Genomic DNA, 22,524 nt, shown 5'->3' on the forward strand with positions numbered 1-22,524 from the left:
AATGTATAGAGGATGGATATGTGGAATTCAGCGTAAGGGTAAAAATTAATTTTTAGCACTTCAACTATAATAAATACCACAAAAATTAAGGTTTAAAACGACAAATTTACATGATTTTTTTACAAATTCGCCATAACCCCTTTGCAAAAGTCTGGTCATAATGCTATCATGTTATTAAATTGAATAACGAACGTTAATTGTTGGCGGGGGTGCTTGGTTTTGGCTGAAAATAAAGAAGAAATTTTAGTGAAAATACCGAAAAATTTACTGAGTGAGGTGGATGGGTTAATGAAATATGAGAATAGCTCTGATTTAAATGATTTTATATGCGAAGCAACTCAGATTTATTTAAACCATAAAAAAGAAGAACACCTCCAACGTTTTCATGAAACGATGCAACGTGGGTATGAAGAAATGGCAAGAATTAATCTAACGATTGCTTCAGAGGCTTTTCAAGCTGAAGAGGAGGCTGAAATAACTCTAGAGCGCTCTGTGATCGGGGTGTAACACTTGTGATCGTTCAAAGAGGCGAGGTTTATTTTGCTGACTTATCCCCTGTGGTTGGTTCAGAGCAGGGTGGTGTGCGACCAGTTCTTATTATTCAAAATGATATAGGGAATCGGTTTAGCCCGACTGTAATTGTAGCAGCTATTACAGCGCAAATACAAAAGGCTAAATTGCCTACGCATGTGGAGATTGATGCAAAGCGTTATGGATTTGATCGGAATTCAGTCATTTTATTAGAACAAATTCGTACATTAGATAAGCAGCGATTAACGGATAAAATTACAAAATTAGATAAAGAAATGATGGAAAAAATCGATCAATCATTAGAAATAAGCCTCGGCTTACGAGATGTGTACAGTAATAATTAATATTTCTTACAAATATTTTAAAAAGACAGTTCTTTCATAAGGGAGCTGTCTTTTTTCATGCTTTAAAAAGAGTATACATATGGAGGAATAAATATAGTGATTCAATGTTTTAGCATCGACGTTGAATAGGGAAACGTTAGCCGAAATTTCTTTTAAATGGAGCATTTTACCTGCATATAAAGTGAAACTTCATTCAGTGGGGCTCGACGCACAACTCTTTACGACAGGACAAGTAATCGCAGTCCCAGCTCCAGCCCCAATTCCCAGTCAATTATATTGCAATAAAACAAAAGCGGGCTTTTTTTATCCTAAAATTCGATTTTAGCTGCTTGATTTAGCAAATATTTCTTCTTCTTTCAATATTATATTAAAATAAAGACGGAGGTTGATAATGTTGGATACAATTATTTTTGACATGGACGATACTTTATATGATCAGGCAGCAACATTTAGAGAAACATGTAAAAAAATGTTGAATATATCTTTGTCAAATAAAGAGTTGGATAATCTTTATTTGATAAGCCGTAAATATAGTGATGCATTATTTGATGACCAAGTGGCAGGTAAAATGACACTGGAGGAGGTGCATATTCGTCGTATTAAAGATGCTTGCGCAGATGTGGGGATAGAAATAACAGCTGAACAAGCTTTAGAGTTTCAGAACAATTATGTACAAGAACAAGGGAAAATAGAACTGTTTGATGAGGTTATTGAACTACTGGATTATCTAGTAGCAAAAAAGAAACAATTGGCTGTTTTGACGAATGGTGCTGAAGGGCATCAGAGAATGAAAATAAAACAATTAAAGCTGGACAAGTGGATTCCTGAGGAACAATTATTTGTTTCCGAAACGATGGGGTATGCAAAACCGTCGAAACAAGCATTTCAAATTATTGAAAATAACCTTTCGCTAACGAAAGAAAAAACCATTTATGTCGGTGACTCTTTTGCAAATGATATCGTCGGTGCAAAGCAAGTTGGTTGGCAAGCACTTTGGATGAATCACCGTAACAGAAAAATACCAGAAACTACGGTAAAACCTGATAGAACTGTTTATAGCGCAAAGGAATTGCTAGATTTTTTCTTACACAATAGAGAAGTATAGGAAAGAATACACGAAATTCGGTTGCGCACAGGTACGCAAAAGGACACGTTTTAATCGTTTTATAAATAGATGAAGGAAAAACTGAGCTATCAAATTGAAATTTCTAACTAAAAATCCAGTAAATATTAAACAAATTGGCAGGCGGCACCCATTTTATTTCCAGCAATGCTAGATATATGTCATATATGTTATAATGATAGGGATAATTGAAGATCTTTCTCAATGATAGTTTAATTTTTGTAGTAAATGCAGCAAGAATAGGTAGAAAAAATTTAAAAGAATTATAGAAAACGGAGGTACTACTTATGGATGTAAAACTGAAAGAATTAATTATCAATAACAGTGATTCAATTGTTGATAATTGGATGAATGAAGTTGGAAAAATAAAATCAGGAAATTATACAGCAAGTATATCTGATGAACTGTATGTAAATACAAACCGAGAATTTGTAAATGTTATTTTTACAAGTATTCAGAATGAAAGTTCTTCGAAGTCAGTAGAAGAATTCTCGGAAAAAATAATTAATCTGGGCTGGCCGCTTAGCTACATCACAGATGGACTACAGGTTTTTAGGCGAGTAACGATTGAATTTTTACTTAAACAAACAGAAAAAGTAGATACCAATCATTTTCAAAACGTCTTGACAAGCGTAGATGAGTGGGTAGAACCGTTAATACGCCAGCTTGTGAATGAATACTCTGGAAGCTGGGAAAATATTTTATCATTACAACGCGTAGCATTGCAGGAGTTATCTGCACCGTTAATTCCTGTTATGGAAGGAATTACAGTAATGCCGTTGATCGGTACTATTGATACAGACAGAGCGAAATTGATTATGGAAAATTTACTGGAGGGAACGATTAAGCATAACTCAGAAGTTGTATTAATCGACATCACGGGAGTTCCGGTGGTGGATACAATGGTTGCCCATCATATTATTCAGGCAGCTGAAGCGGTTAGACTAATTGGATCTACATGTATCCTTGTTGGAATTCGTCCGGAAATTGCCCAAACTATTGTGAATATAGGGATTGATTTAAGTAAATTTCCTACAAGAAGCACGTTAAAGAAAGGTTTTACGAAAGCTTTGGAGATTACTGGCAGAGAAGTGGTTGATTTGCCGGCTAAAGAGAACGGAATAGAAGATATTATGCGTTCACTTAAGGGGGAGTAATGTATGCGAATACCTATTTTAAAGCTACATAACTATTTGTTAATTTCTATTCAAACTGAAATTGATGACCAGACAGCTATTCAATTTCAGGAAGACTTATTAGCAAAAATTCATAAAACAGGTGCATCAGGTGTCGTGATTGATTTGACATCTGTAGATATTATTGATTCCTTCATTGCAAAGGTGCTGGGCGATGTTGTATCTATGTCGGATTTAATGGGAACTAGAGTTGTGCTTACAGGAATACAACCAGCAGTTGCAATGACATTAATTGATTTGGGAATACACTTACAAAATGTTCCGACTGCTTTAGATTTAGAACAAGGTTTAGTGAAGCTGCACCAGGAATTAGGAGGTTAGTATATGAACCCACGATCCTGTGTCAACATTCATAAAGAGTGGGATATTGTAGGAGCAAGACAGCTTGGTCGAGAGATGGCTAAAGAAATCGGCTTTGGGAATGTCGATCAGGCGAGGATTGCTACAGCAGTATCCGAATTGGCTCGTAATATTTATTTATACGCTAAAAATGGACAAATTTGTTTTGAGCACATCTATACGAATAGTCAAAAGGGTATATTAATGACTGCTGTTGATGTTGGTCCAGGAATTAAAGATGTAAGCCGCGTCATGCAAGATGGCTATACGACCTCTGGAGGACTAGGTGCCGGACTACCTGGAGTAAAACGATTGATGGATGATTTTGATATAACATCCACAGTGGGGGAAGGTACTAAAATTAAAGCGATTAAATGGATTAGATAGTATCGTCTTTTTATTTTAGTGATCCTCTTTGTTTTATACAGTAAACAATACACTGGTAAGTCAGGTGTGATAAAAGAGAAAACAGCTGTGTTCCTGAAAGCAGTACGCACCTATTATCAATCTCGGGGAAAGCCTTAAAAAGAATAAAAAGTTCTTTGAAGCATAGGGGGAGTAACCATAGTGAAAGAGACAATTGAAAAAAATTCTGTGAAATACCGAGAATTATTACAAAAATATATCGAAACACAAGATGAGAAAGCATTATATGATCTTGAATTAATTAGTAAGGCTTTTATTAAAAAAAATATTTTACCTGAAGAATTAATTAATTTGCATATCCAGGCAATGGAGCGTATTTATCCGCAATTAATGCATGAGTATAAACTTTCTATGGAATTTTTACTCGAGGCTACTATTTTCTATGGGCTGGCATTACAGGAAGTGGATTATTTAAGACAAGAAAAAGATGTACTGACTTCTGAGATTTCCGTTGCTGCGAATATGCAAAAAACTTTACTCGGTACGAAAAAGCCGGAAGTAAATGACCTGGATATTGGAGTTATCAGTGTCCCTGCTCATCAGATGAACGGAGATTATCACCATTTTACTAAAGGAAGTAATGGAACGATAGGAATTGCTATTGCGGATGTTATTGGTAAAGGAATCCCGGCAGCGCTTTGTATGTCCATGATCAAATATGCAATGGACAGCTATCCGGAAGCAACGATGTCGCCGAATAAAGTTTTGGAAAATCTGAATCGTGTTGTCGAAAGAAATATTGACTCCAGCATGTTTATCACGATGTGTTATGCACACTATCTGCCAAAAGAAAGTAAACTAAGGTTATCCTCAGCAGGACATGAACCGGGGTATATTTTCCGGGCGGAAACCGGAGAGTTCGAAGAGGTTCGTGCGAAGGGCATTGTCCTTGGTGTGATGCCTGATGCACAGTACCGGGAATATGAACTGGATATTGATAAAGATGATTTAATTATATTTTTGACTGACGGAGTTTCAGAGTGCAGGGACGGTGAACGATTTATTGAAACAGAAGAACTGCTGGAAGTAATTCGAAAATATACTGATTTGCCTGCACAAGATCTGGTGGATAATGTTTATCAATATTTTGAAAAACTCCAGGACTTTCAATTACGAGATGATTTTACATTAATTGTTCTTCGTAAAGAGGTTTAAAGAAATAAAAGCAGGGAATACAGTATATTAGTTTGTTATGTTATCAATACTTTGTTTAAAGTTATAGAGAAAGTGAAAAACTATAGAAAAGTGAATTTAACACAATTTAACTGGCGGTTGGTCTGTACTTTACTAATCCATAAAATAGGGGAATGTAGAGACCGACTGCCAGTGTAGACTTGATTGCTCGACAGTATATTCAGTTGGGGTGGCAAGTCCCCATCTGAAGGAAAATTCATTTTATAATGTATCGTCATCTATCTAATACTTGTGATGACAGAGGGGGCTATTATGAATTTATCAGTTAATGTGCAAGAAGAAAGCAATGTAACAGTTTTAGAAGTAAGTGGAGAGATTGATGCGTATACTGCACCAGAATTAAAAGAATCATTAATGCCTTTAATTAAAGAGAGCGATAATGAAGTTGAAGTAGATTTAGAAAATGTACAGTATATGGACAGCACTGGTTTAGGTGTCTTTGTTAGTGCTTTAAAAGCATCGAAGGAAAGTGGAAGCCATTTTAGCGTGAAGAATGTTCAAGGGCGGGTGTATCGCATTTTTGAGATAACAGGTCTTGATGAAATTATAGATATTAAAGCAGCGATTCGAGGTGGCAATGAGTAATGGAAGCATTTGATTATATAGAAATGAAGGTGCCGGCGAAAGCAGAGTATATTGGAGTGATGCGTTTAACACTTTCAGGCGTTGCTAACCGGATGGGTTTCTCTTATGATGCAATTGAGGACCTGAAAGTTGCTATATCAGAAGCTGTTACAAATGCTGTTGAGCATGCATATGAAGAAAAAGAATCTGGCGAAATAACAGTTGGCTTTGGTTTATATGAAGATCGTATGGAAATCATGGTAGCTGATCGTGGAGGAAGCTTTGACTTAGAAGAGGTAAAGAATGGAACTGGCCCATATAAAAACGATGAACCAGTTGAAAAAATTCGGGAGGGAGGCTTTGGTTTATTCTTAATTGAAGCACTAATGGACGAAGTAAAAATTAACAACAAATATGGCGTAATGGTCATTATGACTAAATACAATAGAGAAGAAGAGGTGGACATGGATGACGACCAAGTCTCAACCATTCAATAGAGGGGGAGATGAGGTTTATCAGTGGATAAGTGCTCTTAAGGAAGATCCAACAAATGAAGAAATACAGGAAAAGATCGTTTTAACCTATCAAAATCTTGTTGGATCTATTGCCCGAAAGTACTCCAAAAATAGCGCCATTCATGAAGACCTTGTACAAGTCGGCATGATTGGGCTGCTTGGGGCAATTAAGAGATACGATCCATCTTATGGTAAGTCGTTTGAATCTTTCGCGATCCCAACCATTATTGGTGAAATAAAACGATTTATACGGGATAAAACATGGAGTGTACATGTCCCTCGTCGTATTAAAGAATTGGGACCAAAAATTCGCAAAAGTGTAGATGAACTGACAACCCAAAATCAAAAATCTCCTACCATTCAAGAAATTGCAGAACATATCGGTGTAGCTGAAGAAGAAGTATTAGAAACAATGGAAATGAGTAAAAGCTACAAAGCGCTATCTGTTGACCATAAAATTGAAGCTGATTCAGACGGCAGTACAGTTGCTATTTTAGATTTAATTGGCAACGAGGATAATAGTTTTGAGAATTTAGAACAAAAAATGATGCTCGAAAAAATACTTCCTGTTTTGTCAGAGCGGGAGCAATTAATTTTAGAATGTACCTACTTTAAAAATATGAGTCAAAAAGAAACAGGGGAAATGCTGGGCATTTCACAGATGCATGTCTCACGCCTTCAAAGACGAGCACTCCGCAAATTACGAGAAACGATGCAAACGGAAAGTACAGAGGTATTCGATTGATTTCCGGTAAGTATGTAGATGTTTCTGTCTATCAAAAATCTAAAAAAGGTAATCATTTTTGTGGAGATAGCTACTTTTTTATAGAAGAAGACCAAATGTTTTTAGGAGTGCTTGCAGATGGTCTTGGAAGCGGAGAAATTGCAAAAGAATCCTCCCAGGCAGTTATTGATATTGTGCAGCAGCATAAGTACAAAACAGTAAAACAGATTATTGATTTATGTAATAAACAGCTAATTGGCATGCGTGGAGCAGTTATGGGCATATTAAAGATAGACTTCGTGGATCAAACCTTTACATTTTCCTCCATTGGAAATATAGGTATTATTATTTTGGAAAAAGGATGTAAAAAGAAGAGAAATATACCAAGCTCTGGATACCTCGGCTCCCGTTACCGGGGTGTGAAAGTGATGACAGAAAAATTAAGTGAGGGCACAAATTTCATTGTATTTTCTGATGGAGTTAAAGATAAAGAGTTATCTGAGTATTACTTTAAAGACTATAAAGTAGAGCGGATTACAGATGCCTATGCACAGTATAGTGATAGCGCTAGACAAGATGACACTACATTAATGGCAATTAGATATAAAGGGGAAAAAGGTTGATTTGTATGAAAATAACATGAACGTTGTTTCATTTGTTATTGATTACAAATCAATCTTTTTTATTGGAAAGTTTTTTCTAATAATGTGAGAAAGCATTCCCGTGTTTAATTTGATACAATAAGAGTAGAGTAAGGAGGAGAAGACGTAGTGAATGTAGATGAAAAATTAATTGCAATCGTATCAAAAGATACCAGTATACAAGGTAAAACTGTTTCAAAAGTAATCTCTCTTTTAGATGAAGGAAATACCGTTCCATTTATTGCAAGATATCGAAAGGAAGCAACAGGCGGATTGGATGAAGTGAAAATAAAAGAGATCCAGGATAGATGGACATACGTCCTGAATCTGACGGAGCGGAAACAAGAAGTACTTCGCATTATTGAAGAACAAGGTAAACTAACAGATGATTTGAGAAATGAAATTGAAAAAGCGACACAGCTTCAAAAGGTAGAAGACTTGTATCGTCCTTATAAGCAAAAACGTCGTACCAGAGCAACTATTGCAAAAGAGAAAGGGTTAGAGCCGCTTGCACAAGTGATTTGGGAGCAGAAGGAATCACTTGATTTAGAACAAGAAGCGACGCAGTATTTTTCTGAAGAACACACGTTGACTACCGTAGAAGAAGTGCTTCAAGGTGTAAATGACATTATTGCGGAATGGATTTCTGATGAACCGGCTTACCGTGAATTTATTCGCGATACCACCATGAAACAGGGCACAATCCAGTCAGAGGATAAAAACAAAGAAGCAGATGAAAAACAGATTTTTGAGATGTATTATGAATACAGCGAAGCGATTCGGTCATTGGTGTCTCATCGAATTCTTGCACTCAATCGTGGAGAGAAAGAAGGTATTTTAAAAGTACAGGTAGAAGCGCCTGTGGATAAAATAATCTCCTATTTAGAAAATAAGGTGATTACAAAAAATTGCCCACAAACTATTAAAGAATTGTTAACAGCTGCGGTAGAAGATAGTTATAAAAGGTTAATTGAACCATCAGTGGAAAGAGAAATACGCAGTGCACTTACAGAAAAAGCAGAAGCACAGGCAATTGAGGTTTTCTCTGTTAACTTAAGAAATCTATTACTTCAGCCGCCGTTAAAAGGAAAGGTGATTTTAGGAGTTGACCCTGCTTTTCGCACAGGTTGTAAATTGGCGATTGTGGATGAAACAGGGAAAGTTCATCAAATCCAAGTGATTTATCCGACTGCTCCAAAGAAAGATGTCGAAGGGGCAGAGAAGGTCGTTCTTCGTCTAATAAACCAATTTGATGTCGAATTAGTTGCAATTGGAAATGGAACAGCCTCCAGAGAAACAGAACAGTTTATTTCGGATGTTTTGACAAATAACCGACTTGATATACCGTATATTATTGTGAATGAGGCTGGAGCCAGTGTATATTCTGCTTCCGCTTTAGCGAGAGAAGAATTCCCTGATTTACAAGTAGAGGAAAGAAGTGCTGTTTCTATTGCGAGAAGGGTACAGGATCCTTTAGCAGAGCTGGTGAAAATTGATCCGAAGTCCATCGGTGTCGGCCAATATCAGCATGATGTCAGTCAGAAAGAACTGTCTAATTCATTGACATTTGTCGTGGAAACAGCAGTTAACCAGGTTGGTGTAAATGTAAATACAGCTTCTTCCTCTCTTCTGCAGTATGTATCTGGTTTAAGTAAAACCGTAGCAAATAATGTGATTAAGAAGCGGGAAGAGGAAGGGAAATTTACAAACCGTAAACAATTAAAGAAAATCCCACGACTCGGTGCTAAAACATATGAACAGGCAATAGGATTCCTGAGAATTGTGGACGGGGACACGCCGCTTGATCGTACACCTATTCACCCAGAAAGTTATTCACATGTGAAAGCATTATTAAATAAGCTTGGCTTTGATGAACAGGCCTTGGGGACAGCTCCTTTAGAACAAAAAATTAAAGAAATTGACAAGCAAGCTATCGCAGAAGAACTGGAAATAGGGTTACCTACGTTAGAAGATATTCTTGAAGCATTAAGTAAGCCAGAACGTGATTTGCGCGATGATTTTCCACAGCCATTATTAAAGAAAAATGTAATGAATATGGAAGATTTAAAAGCTGGCATGGAGCTGCAAGGAACAGTCCGTAATGTGGTTGATTTTGGTGTCTTTGTTGATATTGGAGTGAAGCAAGACGGGCTTGTGCATATTTCTAAAATGTCTAAGCAGTTCGTGAAGCACCCAATGGATGTTGCTTCTGTTGGGGATGTAGTAACTGTTTGGGTTGATGATGTGAATGTCCATAAAGGAAGAATTGCGCTTTCAATGATTCAATAAAGTAAGAAATAAGAAAAGGGAGCTTCCACATTATGAAGTTCCCTTTTTTCAACATCAAAAAGAAGACGCTCGCCTTAGATAAAAGGAAGGTCTTCTTTTTATTGGTTATTATTTTACAGATTCTTCGTTTGCAGCTTCTACTTCATCAAGAGAAATGCCAATTGCTTCTGCAACACCTTTTCCGTATTCCGGATCAGCTTTATAGCAATTGTTGATATGACGAAGCTTCACTGATTTTGATGCTGGTGCAATATCATCCGCTGTGTTTCTGAAAAGAGCTTGTTTCTGCTCATCAGACATTAAGCGGAATAGTTTACCCGGCTGTTCATAGTAAAGCGCATCGTCTTCATCAAAATCAAAGTAATCAGCATCCACATCTGCACCCAGCTGTAATGCAGGTTCCTGATGCTCTTTGCTGTCTTCCCATTCACCATATTGGTTCGGGCTGTAGCTGACTTGTCCGCCTGTGTAAGGGACAACACGCATTGCGCCATCGCGGTGATATGGATGGAAGTTTTTCGCATTTTTCGGATAGTTAACAGGGATTTGCCAATGGTTAACGCCTAGACGGTAACGCTGTGCATCTCCATAAGAGAATAGACGTCCTTGTAACATTTTATCTGGAGAGAATCCAATTCCAGGTACAATGTTCGTTGGAGCGAATGCTGCCTGCTCTACCTCTTCATGATAGTTTTCAGGGTTTTTATTAAGCTCTAATTCACCAACTTCGATAAGCGGGAATTCATCTTTATACCATACTTTTGTTAAGTCAAATGGGTTGTATGGCATATTTTTAGCTTCTTCTTCTGTCATTACTTGAATGTACATTTTCCATTTAGGGAAATTGCCTTCTTCAATAGCCGTGTATAAATCGCGTTGGTGACTTTCGCGGTCTGCACCGACAACATTTGCAGCTTCTTGGTTTGTAAGATTTTCAATTCCTTGCTGCGTTCTGAAATGGAATTTCACCCAAACACGTTCGTTATTTTCATTGTATAAGCTATACGCATGACTGCCGAATAAGTGCATGTTACGATAAGATTTTGGAATACCGCGATCAGACATAACGACAGTAACCTGGTGAAGTGCTTCTGGTAAGTTAGACCAGAAATCCCAGTTTGCATCAGCATTTTTCATGTTTGTTTTTGGATCACGTTTTACAACGTGGTTTAAGTCAGGGAAACGTTTAGGATCTCTCATAAAGAATACAGGGGTGTTGTTACCAACTAAATCCCAGTTTCCTTCTTCTGTATAAAACTTCATAGCAGTTCCGCGAATATCACGTTCCGCATCAGCAGCTCCACGCTCACCAGCTACGGTAGAGAAACGGATAAACATATCGGTTTTTTTCCCAACTTCAGAGAAGATGTTTGCTTTTGTATATTTTGTAATGTCGTTTGTGATTGTTAATGTTCCATAAGCGCCAGATCCTTTAGCGTGCATACGGCGTTCAGGGATTACTTCACGATCAAAGTGTGCAAGCTTTTCAAGGAACCAAAAATCTTCCATTAATAATGGACCACGTTTACCGGCCGTTTTGGAATCATCATCATTTGGTACAGGAGCACCAAATGCAGTGGTCATTTTTCTTTTTTCACTCATAAATAGTTTCCCTCCTATATATTAAATACAATTATTATAATAACATAATAACTAGTAGATTGCTATTAATATACTATGTTATTTATGTGACTTTTTTAGAAAGATTTATAGAATCCCCTATTGACAGTAATAGTCAAGTTTGTGGGCTATAAATTGAAAAGTTCGAATTTCTTTTAATACGAAATAGAATTTTGAATGAATCATTCTATTTATTCTCAATTAGTTTGTTTAAATGAGAATATATGTTGAAAAGAGGGATAATATAGTAGAGTGGCTGTTCTGGATATATATTTTGCTCTGTAAAGGGATGTTGCTCTAAAGAACGAACATTTGTATGGTGTATGCTAAAGGAACAAATCAAAAGTTCTAAATGCGTTTTCGCTTGATTGATCGGAAGCTCTCGTTTCAAGCGATCCTAAGCTTGATAAGCGGAGGAGTTCAAGTTAAAATGAGTCATTATCAGTTAACCTTTTTTATTGGAATTTCAAATGGAATACAATGGAAAACATCCAAGAAGCAAATTTTAAAACGCTGTGAAGGTAAAAAAATATACAATAATGATGTATGGCTTTACACGTTAAGAAATGATGAAAATTTAACGTGAAAAGATTTTGACACCGTAAAAATTTGAACATGCCAGTGACGACAAACAAAATGCCATACAATCTATACTTGTAAAAAATGTGTCTATTTTTAGTAAGCGAAGAAAAATGGCCGATTTTAAAGGAACTTCAACAAAGATCTCCATATCGAGCGAGAACGTTGGATTCAGCAATTGCTTGTGCTGGTACAGGACGGGCGTTTGCATAAGCTTTCTAAGAGGGTGAAACAAATGAAACTAATGCCGGATGAAGAATTGTATCAGTTAGTTAACCAGTTATCAGAAACTTTTTTTAATAAATCGTTTATGGATGAAGTTCGTTTTAATCCCCGTTTGCGGACTACTGGCGGAAGATATATTCCGAGTAAACGCCTCATTGAATTAAATCCTAAATATGCATTGGAATTTGAAAGAGAAGAACTTTACGGTATTATTAAACATGAACTTTGTCATTATCATTTGCATATTGAAGGAAAAGGATATCAGCATCGGGATAAAGATTTTCGGGAATTACTTGCGAAAACAGGATCTCCCCGTCATTGCAAACAGTTACCTTCTGAACAAAACCGTTACCGGTATACCTATGAATGCAACAAATGTAAAACCGTCTATAAAAGGGTGAGAAAAGTAGATGTGTCCAGGTATCGATGTGGAAAATGCAGAGGAAAGTTAAATCTGGTTTAATTTTTTTGAGGATAAGTATTGACGAATAATATTTTCCATGATAAATTAATGAAGCTGATATGAAATGACAAGCTTTCCTTACTAGAAAATGCGTTTCAGATCTATTGTCGAATTGCATGGAGTTTTGGTTAACTTTCCAAGCTTAGAAAAACTTTTAAAGAAATTTAAAGGCTTTTGTTGACAAACAACAAGATATATTGTATGATATTTTTTGTTGTTGCGTAATTAGGATATTACATAGATAGTGACTGATTACTTTATATTCCACAGTAGCTCAGTGGTAGAGCAATCGGCTGTTAACCGATCGGTCGTAGGTTCGAATCCTACCTGTGGAGCCATTATTGGAGAAGTACTCAAGTGGCTGAAGAGGCGCCCCTGCTAAGGGTGTAGGTCGTGTAAGCGGCGCGAGGGTTCAAATCCCTCCTTCTCCGCCATTTTAATTTTCATAGTGGCCCGTTGGTCAAGCGGTTAAGACACCGCCCTTTCACGGCGGTAACACGGGTTCGAATCCCGTACGGGTCATCTTTCTAAAATTTTAAATAAATATATTGGTCCGGTAGTTCAGTTGGTTAGAATGCCTGCCTGTCACGCAGGAGGTCGCGGGTTCGAGTCCCGTCCGGACCGCCATTATAGTTGGGCCATAGCCAAGCGGTAAGGCATCGGGTTTTGATCCCGTGTACCCCAGGTTCGAATCCTGGTGGCCCAGCCATTTTTCTTTTTAGAGGGAATACATGATAATACTATTAATGATAATAGTATTTTTTTATTGATAAGCATATCATAATGACTTATTAAATATAGGAGCCATTAGCTCAGTCGGTAGAGCATCTGACTTTTAATCAGAGGGTCGAAGGTTCGAATCCTTCATGGCTCACCATTTTAATTTAGCGGATGTGGCGGAATTGGCAGACGCGCTAGAATCAGGCTCTAGTGTCCATTAGGACGTGGGGGTTCGAGTCCCTTTATCCGCACCACTTCTTATATCATGCGGTCGTGGCGGAATGGCAGACGCGCCAGGTTGAGGGCCTGGTGGGTGAATAACTCGTGTGGGTTCAAATCCCACCGACCGCATTATATGTAAAAACCAATCATATCAGGGTTTCAGACCTTTGATATTTTTTTATGCACTCATTTTTCTATAAGAAATGGGTGCTTTTTTTATTTTTTTGTGCCTAGTTTGTGCTTAATCCAGTTTATGGAAAAAATAAAACGCTCGGATTTAGAAAAAATCATCCAATTTATCAGCAGTTTCTCTTTGCTTATTAGGAAACAAATGTCCATAAACATCAATTGTCGTTGTAATAGAAGCATGTCCTAAACGTTCTTTAATAGTTACATGTTACTTCCCCTTGATAAATTAATAAAGCCACATGAGAGTGTCTTAAATCATGTTGACGGATAGGTTCAAGATCGCCACGCTCACAAACCTTTTTGATACGTCTACTGAAAATGTCTTTTGTTGGTGGAATTTCTCTATATTGAAATACATGGACTTCATCAGAATGCTTCAATTGATATTTTTAAATAGAAATTGTTGTTCTTTTTTCCATTCCAGAAGTAGGTTTATCAATTTAGCATTAATGCTGATACGTCTAATTGAATTTCCAGTTGGGATGTATTTGCTTTATCTGTTTTTACATAAATCACTTTCAACTTGGTTTTTTACATACATAACGATATTAGCCCTTTATTTTGTTATTCACGTTATAATGAGCTATTTTTTTCAATTCCATTCTTTAGCTCCAGCTTGGAAATTATCATAATTTGAGTAATTCGTTAGACCGCAAACGGGCGCGATTGTTTAACTTTGATGTTCGATTATCGGGCCATTATCTTGAATAACAGTTAATAAGGGAATTAGATATTTATGTTAAAATATAAAAAGGATTATGCAATAATTAACGAATAAGGAAGGGGATTAAAATGGATGTAAGATTTCCAATTGGTAAATTAGAAGTTCCTAACAAAGTAACATTAGAAAATGTTCACGAATGGCTAGAGGAAATCGAAAATTACACGATTCGATTAAGAGAAACTGTTGACACTTTAAATGATGAGGAATTAAACAGAACATATCGTGATGGTAGCTGGACAGTCCGTCAACTTGTTCATCACATTGCAGATTCTCAGTTGAACATGTATCAACGTTTGAAACTGGCTTTAACAGATGAAAATCCAACAGTACCAGCCTTTGATCAAGATAAGTGGGCGCTTGAACCCGATACAAGGCTTCCTGTAGAAAGTTCTATTAAATTGCTAGAAGGTATAAATGAGCGCATCGTATCTTTAGGGTATAGTTTAACTAAAGAGCAATTAGATCGAGCTTTTACTCTCCAAAAAAGTGATGAGATAACAGTTGCAACAAAAGTTGCAAAATTAGCCTGGCACGAAGAACACCATTTATCCCATATAAAAATCGCGTTATCAGAATAGTGTGTTTATTACAGGGGAGGGAGCCTATCTAGAATAAGACTTGGCGTCCTGGTGTACACAAGGACCATTATGTTGAAAAAGAGTTAGTGTTATATGGAGGGGAGAAAATAATGTGGGTATATTCAATTTTCTTTTTAAAACCAAAAAAAAATCTCGAAACAATGAACCACAACAAGAAATCGCATCGGAAATTAAAGAGGAATATAAGGGACCACTCCCTATTGCAGAGACAAGTTATTCAGTAACAAGGGAAGAGAAACATGGAATTTTTGAATACATTGATTTCAAAATTGCAGGCACTTCTTTTTACCAAAAAGCAATAAAAAAAGCTATACAACAAGAAAAGGAAAATAGCATTTTCTTTGATGAAAAATACGAGGGTATGACAAATAAAGAAATATTAGAAGAAACTTATGATGAACCAATTTTTGAATATGGTGGTGCATTATTTTCCAATTGCTCGCTACAATTAGAACCTGATAATGAATATGATGCAAAGGCAATAGCAGTCTATATAGACTCATTTATGGTTGGTCATGTTCCCAAGAAAAATTTCTCGGAAGGTAAAGAGTACGTATATGGTCAATTAACTGGTGATTTAAAGAATAACCAAAAACTCAATTTTAGTGTTAGTTTAAAAGGTGGTAAATATAAAATAAACCGTAATGATGAAAAAGTTGATATTGGGGAATCTGAATATAGATTAGATGGGCAAGTAACTATAAAGACTGAATATAACTAGCTCTAAGACTTATGAAGCAATCGGGTGTACTTTTAGAACAAGGATTACTTCTGACTCAAAGCCAGATTGCGAAATAAAATTATCTTAAAAAATTGAAACATTTTATACTCAGTAAGGATAACTCAAAATTAAGTAATTTAATGCGTCCATAAGAAAAATCATATTTAAAATTGTTTATGTGTTTTTAAATTAATATAAAAGGTTGGGGGAGCATTGTATGAAATTAGACTTTAGAGATTTTTATTATTTTGATAGTGATTACGTAGATAATCTGTCAGGTCATATTTCTGGTTTTATCGAAAATGAATACTCAGAAGTTGAAAAAGAAGAAAAAACAAATAAAGGAAAAGGTAATGTAGGTCTTGGCGTTGCAGGAGTTGATTTTGGAAGAGACTCGAAAACAGGTAAAGAGACTTCTAGGAAAGGCGTCGTTACATCGATAAGAAAGAAGTAGACGAAGTAACAAATCAAATATCAAAAATTAAAGAGTTACAAGAAATTAACGGTATTCCTGTAAAAATTGAAACCTCGGATGCGAAGTATAAATTTATTGCATACTTAAACAACAAATTTTTGGTCAAAGAGCAAAGTGATATTACTGGGAATGACTATAAAATACTATGCAAAATAGAAAGGAAAATCGCTTCAGGAGAGGCGTATGAGCTTTTTGATATAAAGGAATTAGAGAGAAAAACAACTAATCAGGCTGAAAGAAGAAGGAAAGATAACGCTTTGCCAAAAGAGTTTAAAGAAACAGTTGTAGGACCTGCAGCTGTTGTATTGCCAATTGCTATATATAGATAATAATACAATCTCCTTGTTAAGCAATCGGGCGCGATTGCGGCATAGCGGTGTTCCAGAATCGGGCCATATTGTTGAATGATACTTCCAAATAAAACAGGATATTCATGTTAATTGTGACAGATACTGTGCGAGGTAAATAGCTAAATGTTGCACTACGTACGGGCAAAAGAGATAAGACAACTATCATTTCAATAGTTGTCTTATCTCCTTTATATTAATTTCCGCCAAGCAGTGTAGTTGGATCGAGTCCTGGAGGGAATACTTCTTCAAAATGATCATTATTCTCATATAAGTTATACCAAGCTTCAGCAATAAGATCTGGGTCTCCTTCTGTTACAGGTTGTATCATGGCTCCGATTGAAAGATGTCCGATAAACACCCCTTTTTCTTTCAACTCATTGTGCAGGTTTAAGGCATAATTACGCATACCAGCCCCAACGATTCCGGCATTTCCCGCATATGGTAAAGGGAACATAGTAGATACGCCTGTTGTAAATAATATGGCACCAGAACCGTTATTTATCATATCTGGTAGCACCTCATTCACGGAAAAAACGCCGCCCAACAAATAGCTGTTCATAATATTTACTATACTTTGCGGCGTCGTTTCGAGCACAGAAGTGAACTTATCCTCCTTAGCATAGGGGCTAAACTCTAGTACATCAATCGAACCAAATGCTTTTTTAGCTGATTGAATGGCTTGTTTTAAGGCAGCTAAGTCCGTAACATCGGCTACAAAAGATTGTGTTTCAATATTTAGTTCCTTGAGTTCACGTTCGATAATTGCTAATTTCTCAGGATTCCTCGCAATGGTCGCTACCCTAAATCCCTTCTCTCCGAATTTTTTTGCTATAGACAATCCTAATCCAGGGCCTGCCCCAACGATGACAATAGTTTTCATTTTTTATTAACTCCTATCTGTGATATATTAAAAACAACATGTGTTGCTTTAATGAAAACTATACAGCCAATAAATTAGTACAACAACCAACAATCTACTGCAGAATGTTGCTATAGCCACAATATCACGATATTGTCGGGTGGGAGGTGAGACAAATGGCATCAAAAGTAAGGAACCTACGTATTACACAAACGAAACAGTTCTTAATTAATGCTTTTTACAATTTAGCTTCTCAAAAAGATTTTGAGAATATTACAATAGCTGATATAGCAAAGGGAGCGCAGGTTAATCGTGCTACATTCTATGCACATTTTAATGATAAATACGATTTAATTGACTATATTATGGAGGATTTTGCCTCAGCATCTATCGAAAGCCATACTTCAGATGATATGAAATTCGATCAGGATAGTATAAACCAACTCATTTTTGCAGTATATGATTTTTATCAACAACCGAACATTGAATGTCGCAGCAGCTATGGTAAATGGGCCTTACCTCAAATGAAGGAAAAAATACTAAATGAATTAAAGATTTTTTTGTCGAAAAGTTTGGATCATAAGTATTCAAATAATGAAAAGGATATGTTCGTGCCAATTTTCGCACAAATCATTCATGAAGGTGGATTGCAATTGTATCTTGGTAAACATACCATGAAAAAGGAAGACGTGGCCAAGAAGATTGCATTATTTGTAGTGGGTGGATCACGGTCTTTTGAAGGAGTGTTACGGTAACCAGTAACGTTAGTTTAATAAAGAACGCGACTGTCTAGGTTTGTGTGCCTAGTCAGTCACTGCTTTTTTTTGCGAGTCCGTTTAATTTAGTTTGCTTAGGTGAGGATGTCGTTTGAGCATAAAGTAAAGAGAAACGCCAAGTCGAACAAGATTCAGGGCTTAGGGTATACTTTCGTTAAAATGTTGGCGGTTCCACTCTTATAATTACATGTTAAAGTCAAAGTTACCCAACAAATAGGCGCTATCCTTGAATAAGGATAAGCGCTTATTTTTCATTGTAGGCCCTGAATAAGAGAAGGCATTATTCTAAGTAAAGCTATGTTATAGGTAAGATGAACTGAAGAAAATATATTCACCATCTTGACAGTTAACGATATATCGGTTATTCTAAATTAACGATATATCGCTATTTTAGAATAAAATCAACAGGAGGTTGTGAATATGTACAAAAGACCCGATATGCCCCAATATCCTTTTTTAAAAGGACAGGGTCATTTTTATCATCATGGTGTCTTTAAAGGCGACAGATTCGACGCGGAATTTGGGATGGAAAACGGTAACTTTGACGGGCAAGGCGGACCTCATATTTTCGCAGGCAAAGAATCTGATGGGGATAATAGTGGTGAACGTTTTTTCGGGCGTGGTGATCTCAAGATTGTCTTATTAAAATTGTTACAAGAACAATCAAGACATGGATATGGATTAATTAAAGAGCTTGAGGAAAGGTTTAAGGGGTTTTATTCTCCTAGTCCTGGTTCCGTTTATCCTATTCTACAGATGCTTGAGGATCAAGATCTAGTTAATGTAATCAAAGAGGGTCGGAAAAAAGTTTATCATCTTACAGGTGAGGGGCAAGCCTTTTTGAAAAAAAACCAAGATGAAGATCCTTTCAACTCAAGGATGGATTTGCTTGAAAATGTGAATCTAGACGAAATTCAGATTTTAAGATCTGACATTCAGAGTTTATTCCATGAATTTTTCAAGGTGGGCCGTCAAGCTATAGAAAAGCCCGAAAAAAAGGAACAACTACAAAAGCTGCTCGAAAAAACACGGGCAGAGCTTTTGAAAATAGGTGATGACGAAGAGAAAAACTCAGATGGACAATAATTCTTAAAAATATAAAAGGAGACTTTAAATTGACAATTACACTTGACCACACAGTGGTATTCGCTAAAGATAATGATAAAGCTGCACACGAATTTGCAGAGAATATGGGCCTTAAACTTGATGGTTATGAAGGGATAGACAATAATTTTGCAGAAGTGCAAGTTAATGACGATCTTTCTGTTTTCTTTATGACAATCGAGGATGATACTCCACAACAGCATTTGGCTTTCAGTGTTGATGGACATACTTTTGACCAGATTCTTGACCGACTTTGTAAAAGGAATGTCGCCTTCGGGAACAGCCCGTTTGAAACAGACAATCAACGCACAGATCACCCTTTTGCTTCCCGTGGGTTGTTTTGGACCAATTTAGATGGATGCCTATTTGAAGTTATGACTGATTAGCCATAATCAATGTTGATAAGCACGTTGGATATTGCGGATATGGACTCTTTGGTTATGCCGCAATCGGGCGCGATTGTTGAATAAAACTTAGGTTTTTTTAACGACTTTATTATTGCTACACAGTAATATAAATCGGCAGCAGAGAAAACTTGAATCTGATTTAGCAGCAGTTAAAGCTCAACAATATCAAATAAATGGATGGAACATGATAGAAGAATTAGCGAACTTGAACAGAAAATATCAAATTGAAAACACGAATAATATTGTTTTTTTAAATGTAAACATTCGGTTTCTAATAGGTTTTTAATGACTATTTTAAGCCTGAAATTGTTGTGAAAAAAGGTGAAAGTAAGTAATTAGAGTAAATGAGAGTACGTATAATAGGGTTTTAGTATATATGGTACGGTATTACCCGATGAGGACCTGGTGGGTGAATAACTCGTGTGGATTCAAATCCCACCGATCGCATCATATGTAAAAACTAATTATATTAAGGATTTCATACCTTTTTGATTTTTGCACGCATTTAAATGGATGCTTTTAGGGTTCTAAAAGAGGAAAAGATGTTAAGACTATTAAATCTCAAAGGTATTAATGAAGCAATCGGATCATTTGATTAAAGGAGAGCCTCATACCCAATGAATTAGTTGTATTAAAATATGTATGAGGCTTGAGAAGAACGATACTTAAACTAAAGAAATAAGATACTTCCATACTATTGAACATAAAAGTTCAAAAGGAGTTTTACAATGACTCTACATAAGAATTTTCCCAATCTGGAAACAGAAAGATTAATCTTGCGAAATGTACGTGATGAAGATATTGATTTTATTTATCAGCTGTTTAGCAATGAAAAAGTATGTGAATTTCTATATGATGAAGAATTATTTACGACCAAAAATGATGCTGTAGAATTCATTAATTGGAATTCAGAGCCTGAAAAAAGAGGTTATAATCGATGGGTATTAGTCACAAAAGATAACAATCAACAACAAATTGGCACGTGTGGTTATGACTGTTGGGATAGAACCAACAATATTGCAGAGATTGGTTATGATTTATCACGGAGAAGCGTCCGTAAACCTCCCTCCTCAAAATAAAGCGTGAAAATAAATTTATTTAGGCGGGAGATAACTCCCTGAATCACTCAACTAACACGCAGTGGGAGAAGAACAAAAACTCCCACTGCGTGAAGTTTCGTTTTATGGCATGAATGTTGGAGACAAGGTTATATGAAAGAAGCTTTAATAAGTGCAATTGAGAGTGGATTCAATAATATGGAATTAAATAGAATTAATGCATTTGTTGCTTTAGGAAATGTCAATTCGATAAAATTATTGGAAAGGATTGGATTTAAGAAAGAAGGGATTTATAGGGAGAAACATTTATTTAGAGGAAAGTATTACGATTATTATTCTTTTTCTTTGTTAAAAAGTGACTGGAATCAAATCTAAGGACGTTTCAGTATCATGTTTATTACCTTAATATAAAAATTATTCTATCAAAGGATATAGTCTCCTTGAATTCAAAAGCACTCATTCCAATTTTGGGAAATGAGTGCTTATTTGATGGATTTGCACCAAGTGTGACACCACGTCTATATATGGAAGAAAATAAATTCTTTCTTGATACCTAGATAGTGAAAACAGCTTTTAATAATTAAATTTGAAGTAAATGCAAATATCACTAAAATAGTTCTAGCTGATTCATAAAATCAATAACATCGGAAGAAACCCAATAATCTTTGATTTTACCATTTTCTATACGGAAGATATCAGTTCCGTCAAAAGAAACCAGTTTTCCTTTCTCTGCTTTTGCTTCTCCCATATTGCCATTATAAATTCCTTTAAAATTCCAGCGGGCGGATACATAATTTCTCTCTTCAATTGGTTGAACAATCAGCGACATTTTTACATTTTCAAAATAGTATTTAGCAGATTCAACAACATCCTTTAATGCTTCTACTCCTTTTATGCTATTCGAATCTTTGCCGTCTGTTCTTGCTTGATGAACTGTACAACTCTCATCTGTAATGTCATGAAGCATAGATATGTCTTTGTTCCAGGCATTCATCCAAACTTGATAAATTTCTTTTCCGTTCATATTGAAACTCCTCTCTGGTTATAAACAATTTTTGGTACCTATATTCAACTTTAAATATCTTTTCCACAGTATTCAAGTTACATGGTTAATTAAAAACATTTGGCTGCTAATATGAAAGTCGAAGTGTATGGTTATCACAACACTACCAGCTAATATCTTTTCACATAAAATCAGAAGAGATGAAGCGTCAGCTTTTAACTTTGTAATTGAAGAAGAATGACGCCTATTAATGTTATGAATATGGATATTAACTTCACCTTATTTTTTGATTCTTGAAAAAAGATAATTCCAATTAATGTAATAGCTGTTAAAACGACTCCACACCAGATCGCATAGGCAATTCCAATTTCCATATATTGAACACTTAAGGTTAAAAAGAAAATGCAAAATGCAAAAAATAAAAAGGCTAGTACAGTTGAAGTCTTATTTTTAAACCCCTGAGATTGTTTCACAAATACATTAGCAATAATGGAAAAAAGAATACTGATTGTCAGTAATATGGCGCCCAACTTATTCACCCCGC

At 36.0% G+C, this 22,524-nt stretch carries 25 protein-coding genes, 8 tRNA genes and 2 pseudogenes; 30 read left to right on the forward strand and 5 right to left on the reverse strand.

The window, feature by feature from the left end; translation table 11 throughout:
- Nucleotides 1–288: 288 nt before the first annotated feature.
- From BN986_RS20540 to BN986_RS20595, 12 genes are all read left to right on the forward strand, one after another.
- Entirely contained in the window at nucleotides 289–507 is a 219-nt protein-coding gene (locus tag BN986_RS20540) for an antitoxin (RefSeq protein WP_379555860.1), read from the forward strand.
- Between the two features lie 5 nt (nucleotides 508–512).
- A complete protein-coding gene (locus BN986_RS20545) occupies nucleotides 513–875 on the forward strand; it encodes a type II toxin-antitoxin system PemK/MazF family toxin (protein WP_040983616.1) in 363 nt (120 codons plus the stop codon).
- Between the two features lie 391 nt (nucleotides 876–1,266).
- Nucleotides 1,267–1,980, forward strand: a complete 714-nt coding sequence (locus BN986_RS20550; RefSeq protein ID WP_244445060.1) for an HAD family hydrolase — start codon at nucleotides 1,267–1,269, stop codon at nucleotides 1,978–1,980.
- A gap of 305 nt (nucleotides 1,981–2,285) precedes the next feature.
- Nucleotides 2,286–3,155 carry an RsbT co-antagonist protein RsbRA gene (locus BN986_RS20555; RefSeq protein WP_040983619.1) on the forward strand — a complete coding sequence of 290 codons (870 nt, stop codon included), beginning with the start codon at nucleotides 2,286–2,288 and terminating at the stop codon, nucleotides 3,153–3,155.
- 3 nt (nucleotides 3,156–3,158) lie between these two features.
- Nucleotides 3,159–3,515 (forward strand): STAS domain-containing protein, encoded by a 357-nt coding sequence (locus BN986_RS20560; RefSeq protein ID WP_040983621.1) that lies wholly within the window; start codon nucleotides 3,159–3,161, stop codon nucleotides 3,513–3,515.
- A gap of 3 nt (nucleotides 3,516–3,518) precedes the next feature.
- Complete coding sequence (locus BN986_RS20565; RefSeq protein ID WP_040983623.1) at nucleotides 3,519–3,920, forward strand: anti-sigma regulatory factor; 402 nt, start codon at nucleotides 3,519–3,521, stop codon at nucleotides 3,918–3,920.
- Between the two features lie 180 nt (nucleotides 3,921–4,100).
- Nucleotides 4,101–5,114 carry a PP2C family protein-serine/threonine phosphatase gene (locus tag BN986_RS20570; RefSeq protein WP_040983625.1) on the forward strand — a complete coding sequence of 338 codons (1,014 nt, stop codon included), beginning with the start codon at nucleotides 4,101–4,103 and terminating at the stop codon, nucleotides 5,112–5,114.
- 291 nt (nucleotides 5,115–5,405) lie between these two features.
- On the forward strand, nucleotides 5,406–5,738 hold the full coding sequence (locus BN986_RS20575; RefSeq protein ID WP_040983627.1) for an STAS domain-containing protein: 333 nt from the start codon (nucleotides 5,406–5,408) through the stop codon (nucleotides 5,736–5,738).
- Nucleotides 5,738–6,214, forward strand: a complete 477-nt coding sequence (rsbW, locus tag BN986_RS20580) for an anti-sigma B factor RsbW (RefSeq protein ID WP_040983629.1) — start codon at nucleotides 5,738–5,740, stop codon at nucleotides 6,212–6,214. Before BN986_RS20575 ends, rsbW begins: the two co-directional genes overlap by 1 nt.
- Nucleotides 6,186–6,977, forward strand: coding sequence for an RNA polymerase sigma factor SigB (sigB, locus tag BN986_RS20585; RefSeq protein ID WP_040983632.1), 792 nt, complete (start codon nucleotides 6,186–6,188; stop codon nucleotides 6,975–6,977). The genes rsbW and sigB overlap by 29 nt, the downstream gene beginning before the upstream one ends.
- Nucleotides 6,974–7,579 (forward strand): SpoIIE family protein phosphatase, encoded by a 606-nt coding sequence (locus tag BN986_RS20590; protein WP_040983634.1) that lies wholly within the window; start codon nucleotides 6,974–6,976, stop codon nucleotides 7,577–7,579. Before sigB ends, BN986_RS20590 begins: the two co-directional genes overlap by 4 nt.
- A 147-nt stretch (nucleotides 7,580–7,726) precedes the next feature.
- Nucleotides 7,727–9,886 carry a Tex family protein gene (locus BN986_RS20595; protein ID WP_040983637.1) on the forward strand — a complete coding sequence of 720 codons (2,160 nt, stop codon included), beginning with the start codon at nucleotides 7,727–7,729 and terminating at the stop codon, nucleotides 9,884–9,886.
- 108 nt (nucleotides 9,887–9,994) lie between these two features.
- Here the strand turns inward: BN986_RS20595 and BN986_RS20600 are convergent, their stop codons facing one another.
- Entirely contained in the window at nucleotides 9,995–11,488 is a 1,494-nt protein-coding gene (locus tag BN986_RS20600) for a catalase (protein WP_040983639.1), read from the reverse strand.
- A 448-nt stretch (nucleotides 11,489–11,936) separates the two neighbouring features.
- Between BN986_RS20600 and BN986_RS27180 the strand changes: the two genes are divergently transcribed.
- The 10 genes from BN986_RS27180 to BN986_RS20645 all read left to right on the forward strand — a co-directional run bounded on the left by BN986_RS27180 (nucleotide 11,937) and on the right by BN986_RS20645 (nucleotide 13,844).
- Nucleotides 11,937–12,092 carry a hypothetical protein gene (locus BN986_RS27180; RefSeq protein WP_157037094.1) on the forward strand — a complete coding sequence of 52 codons (156 nt, stop codon included), beginning with the start codon at nucleotides 11,937–11,939 and terminating at the stop codon, nucleotides 12,090–12,092.
- 228 nt (nucleotides 12,093–12,320) lie between these two features.
- Complete coding sequence (locus tag BN986_RS20605) at nucleotides 12,321–12,773, forward strand: SprT family protein (protein ID WP_040983641.1); 453 nt, start codon at nucleotides 12,321–12,323, stop codon at nucleotides 12,771–12,773.
- 263 nt (nucleotides 12,774–13,036) lie between these two features.
- A tRNA-Asn gene (locus tag BN986_RS20610) sits at nucleotides 13,037–13,111 on the forward strand.
- A gap of 5 nt (nucleotides 13,112–13,116) precedes the next feature.
- Nucleotides 13,117–13,207 (forward strand) — tRNA-Ser (locus BN986_RS20615).
- 16 nt (nucleotides 13,208–13,223) lie between these two features.
- Nucleotides 13,224–13,295, forward strand: a tRNA-Glu gene (locus BN986_RS20620).
- A 28-nt stretch (nucleotides 13,296–13,323) separates the two neighbouring features.
- Nucleotides 13,324–13,400 (forward strand) — tRNA-Asp (locus tag BN986_RS20625).
- 7 nt (nucleotides 13,401–13,407) lie between these two features.
- Nucleotides 13,408–13,482 (forward strand) — tRNA-Gln (locus BN986_RS20630).
- A 92-nt stretch (nucleotides 13,483–13,574) separates the two neighbouring features.
- Nucleotides 13,575–13,650: transfer RNA gene (locus BN986_RS20635), tRNA-Lys, on the forward strand.
- 10 nt (nucleotides 13,651–13,660) lie between these two features.
- Nucleotides 13,661–13,747 (forward strand) — tRNA-Leu (locus tag BN986_RS20640).
- Nucleotides 13,748–13,760: 13 nt separating this feature from the next.
- Nucleotides 13,761–13,844 (forward strand) — tRNA-Leu (locus BN986_RS20645).
- A gap of 148 nt (nucleotides 13,845–13,992) precedes the next feature.
- On the opposite strand, the pseudogene BN986_RS27745 reads toward BN986_RS20645, so the two are convergent.
- Nucleotides 13,993–14,382, reverse strand: a pseudogene (locus tag BN986_RS27745) (tyrosine-type recombinase/integrase); the annotation flags it as partial.
- Nucleotides 14,383–14,696: 314 nt separating this feature from the next.
- Between BN986_RS27745 and BN986_RS20650 the strand changes: the two are divergent.
- The 4 genes from BN986_RS20650 to BN986_RS20665 all read left to right on the forward strand — a co-directional run bounded on the left by BN986_RS20650 (nucleotide 14,697) and on the right by BN986_RS20665 (nucleotide 16,752).
- Nucleotides 14,697–15,206, forward strand: coding sequence for a YfiT family bacillithiol transferase (locus tag BN986_RS20650; protein ID WP_040983643.1), 510 nt, complete (start codon nucleotides 14,697–14,699; stop codon nucleotides 15,204–15,206).
- Between the two features lie 112 nt (nucleotides 15,207–15,318).
- Nucleotides 15,319–15,948: an HIRAN domain-containing protein gene (locus tag BN986_RS20655; RefSeq protein WP_040983645.1), complete on the forward strand. Its 630-nt coding sequence runs from the start codon at nucleotides 15,319–15,321 to the stop codon at nucleotides 15,946–15,948.
- A 217-nt stretch (nucleotides 15,949–16,165) separates the two neighbouring features.
- Nucleotides 16,166–16,402, forward strand: a complete 237-nt coding sequence (locus BN986_RS20660; RefSeq protein ID WP_040983647.1) for a DUF6414 family protein — start codon at nucleotides 16,166–16,168, stop codon at nucleotides 16,400–16,402.
- A 26-nt stretch (nucleotides 16,403–16,428) separates the two neighbouring features.
- Nucleotides 16,429–16,752: a DUF6414 family protein gene (locus BN986_RS20665; RefSeq protein WP_420836089.1), complete on the forward strand. Its 324-nt coding sequence runs from the start codon at nucleotides 16,429–16,431 to the stop codon at nucleotides 16,750–16,752.
- Nucleotides 16,753–16,966: 214 nt separating this feature from the next.
- Here the strand turns inward: BN986_RS20665 and BN986_RS20670 are convergent, their stop codons facing one another.
- Nucleotides 16,967–17,653, reverse strand: a complete 687-nt coding sequence (locus BN986_RS20670) for an SDR family NAD(P)-dependent oxidoreductase (protein WP_040983651.1) — start codon at nucleotides 17,651–17,653, stop codon at nucleotides 16,967–16,969.
- Between the two features lie 155 nt (nucleotides 17,654–17,808).
- Here BN986_RS20670 and BN986_RS20675 point away from each other — a divergent pair, with 155 nt between their 5' ends.
- From BN986_RS20675 to BN986_RS27750, 4 genes and pseudogenes are all read left to right on the forward strand, one after another.
- Entirely contained in the window at nucleotides 17,809–18,387 is a 579-nt protein-coding gene (locus BN986_RS20675) for a TetR/AcrR family transcriptional regulator (RefSeq protein WP_040983653.1), read from the forward strand.
- A gap of 441 nt (nucleotides 18,388–18,828) precedes the next feature.
- Entirely contained in the window at nucleotides 18,829–19,494 is a 666-nt protein-coding gene (locus tag BN986_RS20680; protein ID WP_052400986.1) for a PadR family transcriptional regulator, read from the forward strand.
- Between the two features lie 29 nt (nucleotides 19,495–19,523).
- Nucleotides 19,524–19,898: a VOC family protein gene (locus BN986_RS20685; protein ID WP_040983654.1), complete on the forward strand. Its 375-nt coding sequence runs from the start codon at nucleotides 19,524–19,526 to the stop codon at nucleotides 19,896–19,898.
- A 749-nt stretch (nucleotides 19,899–20,647) separates the two neighbouring features.
- Nucleotides 20,648–21,352, forward strand: a pseudogene (locus tag BN986_RS27750) (GNAT family N-acetyltransferase).
- A gap of 232 nt (nucleotides 21,353–21,584) precedes the next feature.
- On the opposite strand, the gene BN986_RS20700 reads toward BN986_RS27750, so the two are convergent.
- Together BN986_RS20700 and BN986_RS20705 are read right to left on the reverse strand one after the other, a co-directional pair.
- The gene (locus tag BN986_RS20700) at nucleotides 21,585–22,001 is read right to left on the reverse strand and encodes an ester cyclase (protein ID WP_040983657.1); all 417 of its coding nucleotides are present in this window, start codon (nucleotides 21,999–22,001) and stop codon (nucleotides 21,585–21,587) included.
- Nucleotides 22,002–22,195: 194 nt separating this feature from the next.
- On the reverse strand, nucleotides 22,196–22,510 hold the full coding sequence (locus tag BN986_RS20705) for a DMT family transporter (protein WP_040983660.1): 315 nt from the start codon (nucleotides 22,508–22,510) through the stop codon (nucleotides 22,196–22,198).
- Nucleotides 22,511–22,524 lie beyond the last annotated feature (14 nt).

This window comes from Oceanobacillus jeddahensis (assembly GCF_000750635.1).
Classification (GTDB): domain Bacteria; phylum Bacillota; class Bacilli; order Bacillales; family Amphibacillaceae; genus Oceanobacillus; species Oceanobacillus jeddahense.

What these genes read in the sequence shown, in the direction of transcription:
- BN986_RS20670 (WP_040983651.1), bottom strand. Translation starts at nt 17,653, where the DNA reads ATGAAAACTATTGTCATCGTTGGGGCAGGCCCTGGATTAGGATTGTCT.
- BN986_RS27180 (WP_157037094.1), top strand. Translation starts at nt 11,937, where the DNA reads ATGAGTCATTATCAGTTAACCTTTTTTATTGGAATTTCAAATGGAATA.
- BN986_RS20680 (WP_052400986.1), top strand. Translation starts at nt 18,829, where the DNA reads ATGTACAAAAGACCCGATATGCCCCAATATCCTTTTTTAAAAGGACAG.
- BN986_RS20675 (WP_040983653.1), top strand. Translation starts at nt 17,809, where the DNA reads ATGGCATCAAAAGTAAGGAACCTACGTATTACACAAACGAAACAGTTC.
- BN986_RS20660 (WP_040983647.1), top strand. Translation starts at nt 16,166, where the DNA reads ATGAAATTAGACTTTAGAGATTTTTATTATTTTGATAGTGATTACGTA.
- BN986_RS20575 (WP_040983627.1), top strand. Translation starts at nt 5,406, where the DNA reads ATGAATTTATCAGTTAATGTGCAAGAAGAAAGCAATGTAACAGTTTTA.
- BN986_RS20700 (WP_040983657.1), bottom strand. Translation starts at nt 22,001, where the DNA reads ATGAACGGAAAAGAAATTTATCAAGTTTGGATGAATGCCTGGAACAAA.
- BN986_RS20555 (WP_040983619.1), top strand. Translation starts at nt 2,286, where the DNA reads ATGGATGTAAAACTGAAAGAATTAATTATCAATAACAGTGATTCAATT.
- BN986_RS20540 (WP_379555860.1), top strand. Translation starts at nt 289, where the DNA reads ATGAAATATGAGAATAGCTCTGATTTAAATGATTTTATATGCGAAGCA.
- BN986_RS20605 (WP_040983641.1), top strand. Translation starts at nt 12,321, where the DNA reads ATGAAACTAATGCCGGATGAAGAATTGTATCAGTTAGTTAACCAGTTA.
- BN986_RS20550 (WP_244445060.1), top strand. Translation starts at nt 1,267, where the DNA reads ATGTTGGATACAATTATTTTTGACATGGACGATACTTTATATGATCAG.
- BN986_RS20565 (WP_040983623.1), top strand. Translation starts at nt 3,519, where the DNA reads ATGAACCCACGATCCTGTGTCAACATTCATAAAGAGTGGGATATTGTA.
- rsbW (WP_040983629.1), top strand. Translation starts at nt 5,738, where the DNA reads ATGGAAGCATTTGATTATATAGAAATGAAGGTGCCGGCGAAAGCAGAG.
- sigB (WP_040983632.1), top strand. Translation starts at nt 6,186, where the DNA reads ATGACGACCAAGTCTCAACCATTCAATAGAGGGGGAGATGAGGTTTAT.
- BN986_RS20650 (WP_040983643.1), top strand. Translation starts at nt 14,697, where the DNA reads ATGGATGTAAGATTTCCAATTGGTAAATTAGAAGTTCCTAACAAAGTA.
- BN986_RS20600 (WP_040983639.1), bottom strand. Translation starts at nt 11,488, where the DNA reads ATGAGTGAAAAAAGAAAAATGACCACTGCATTTGGTGCTCCTGTACCA.
- BN986_RS20560 (WP_040983621.1), top strand. Translation starts at nt 3,159, where the DNA reads ATGCGAATACCTATTTTAAAGCTACATAACTATTTGTTAATTTCTATT.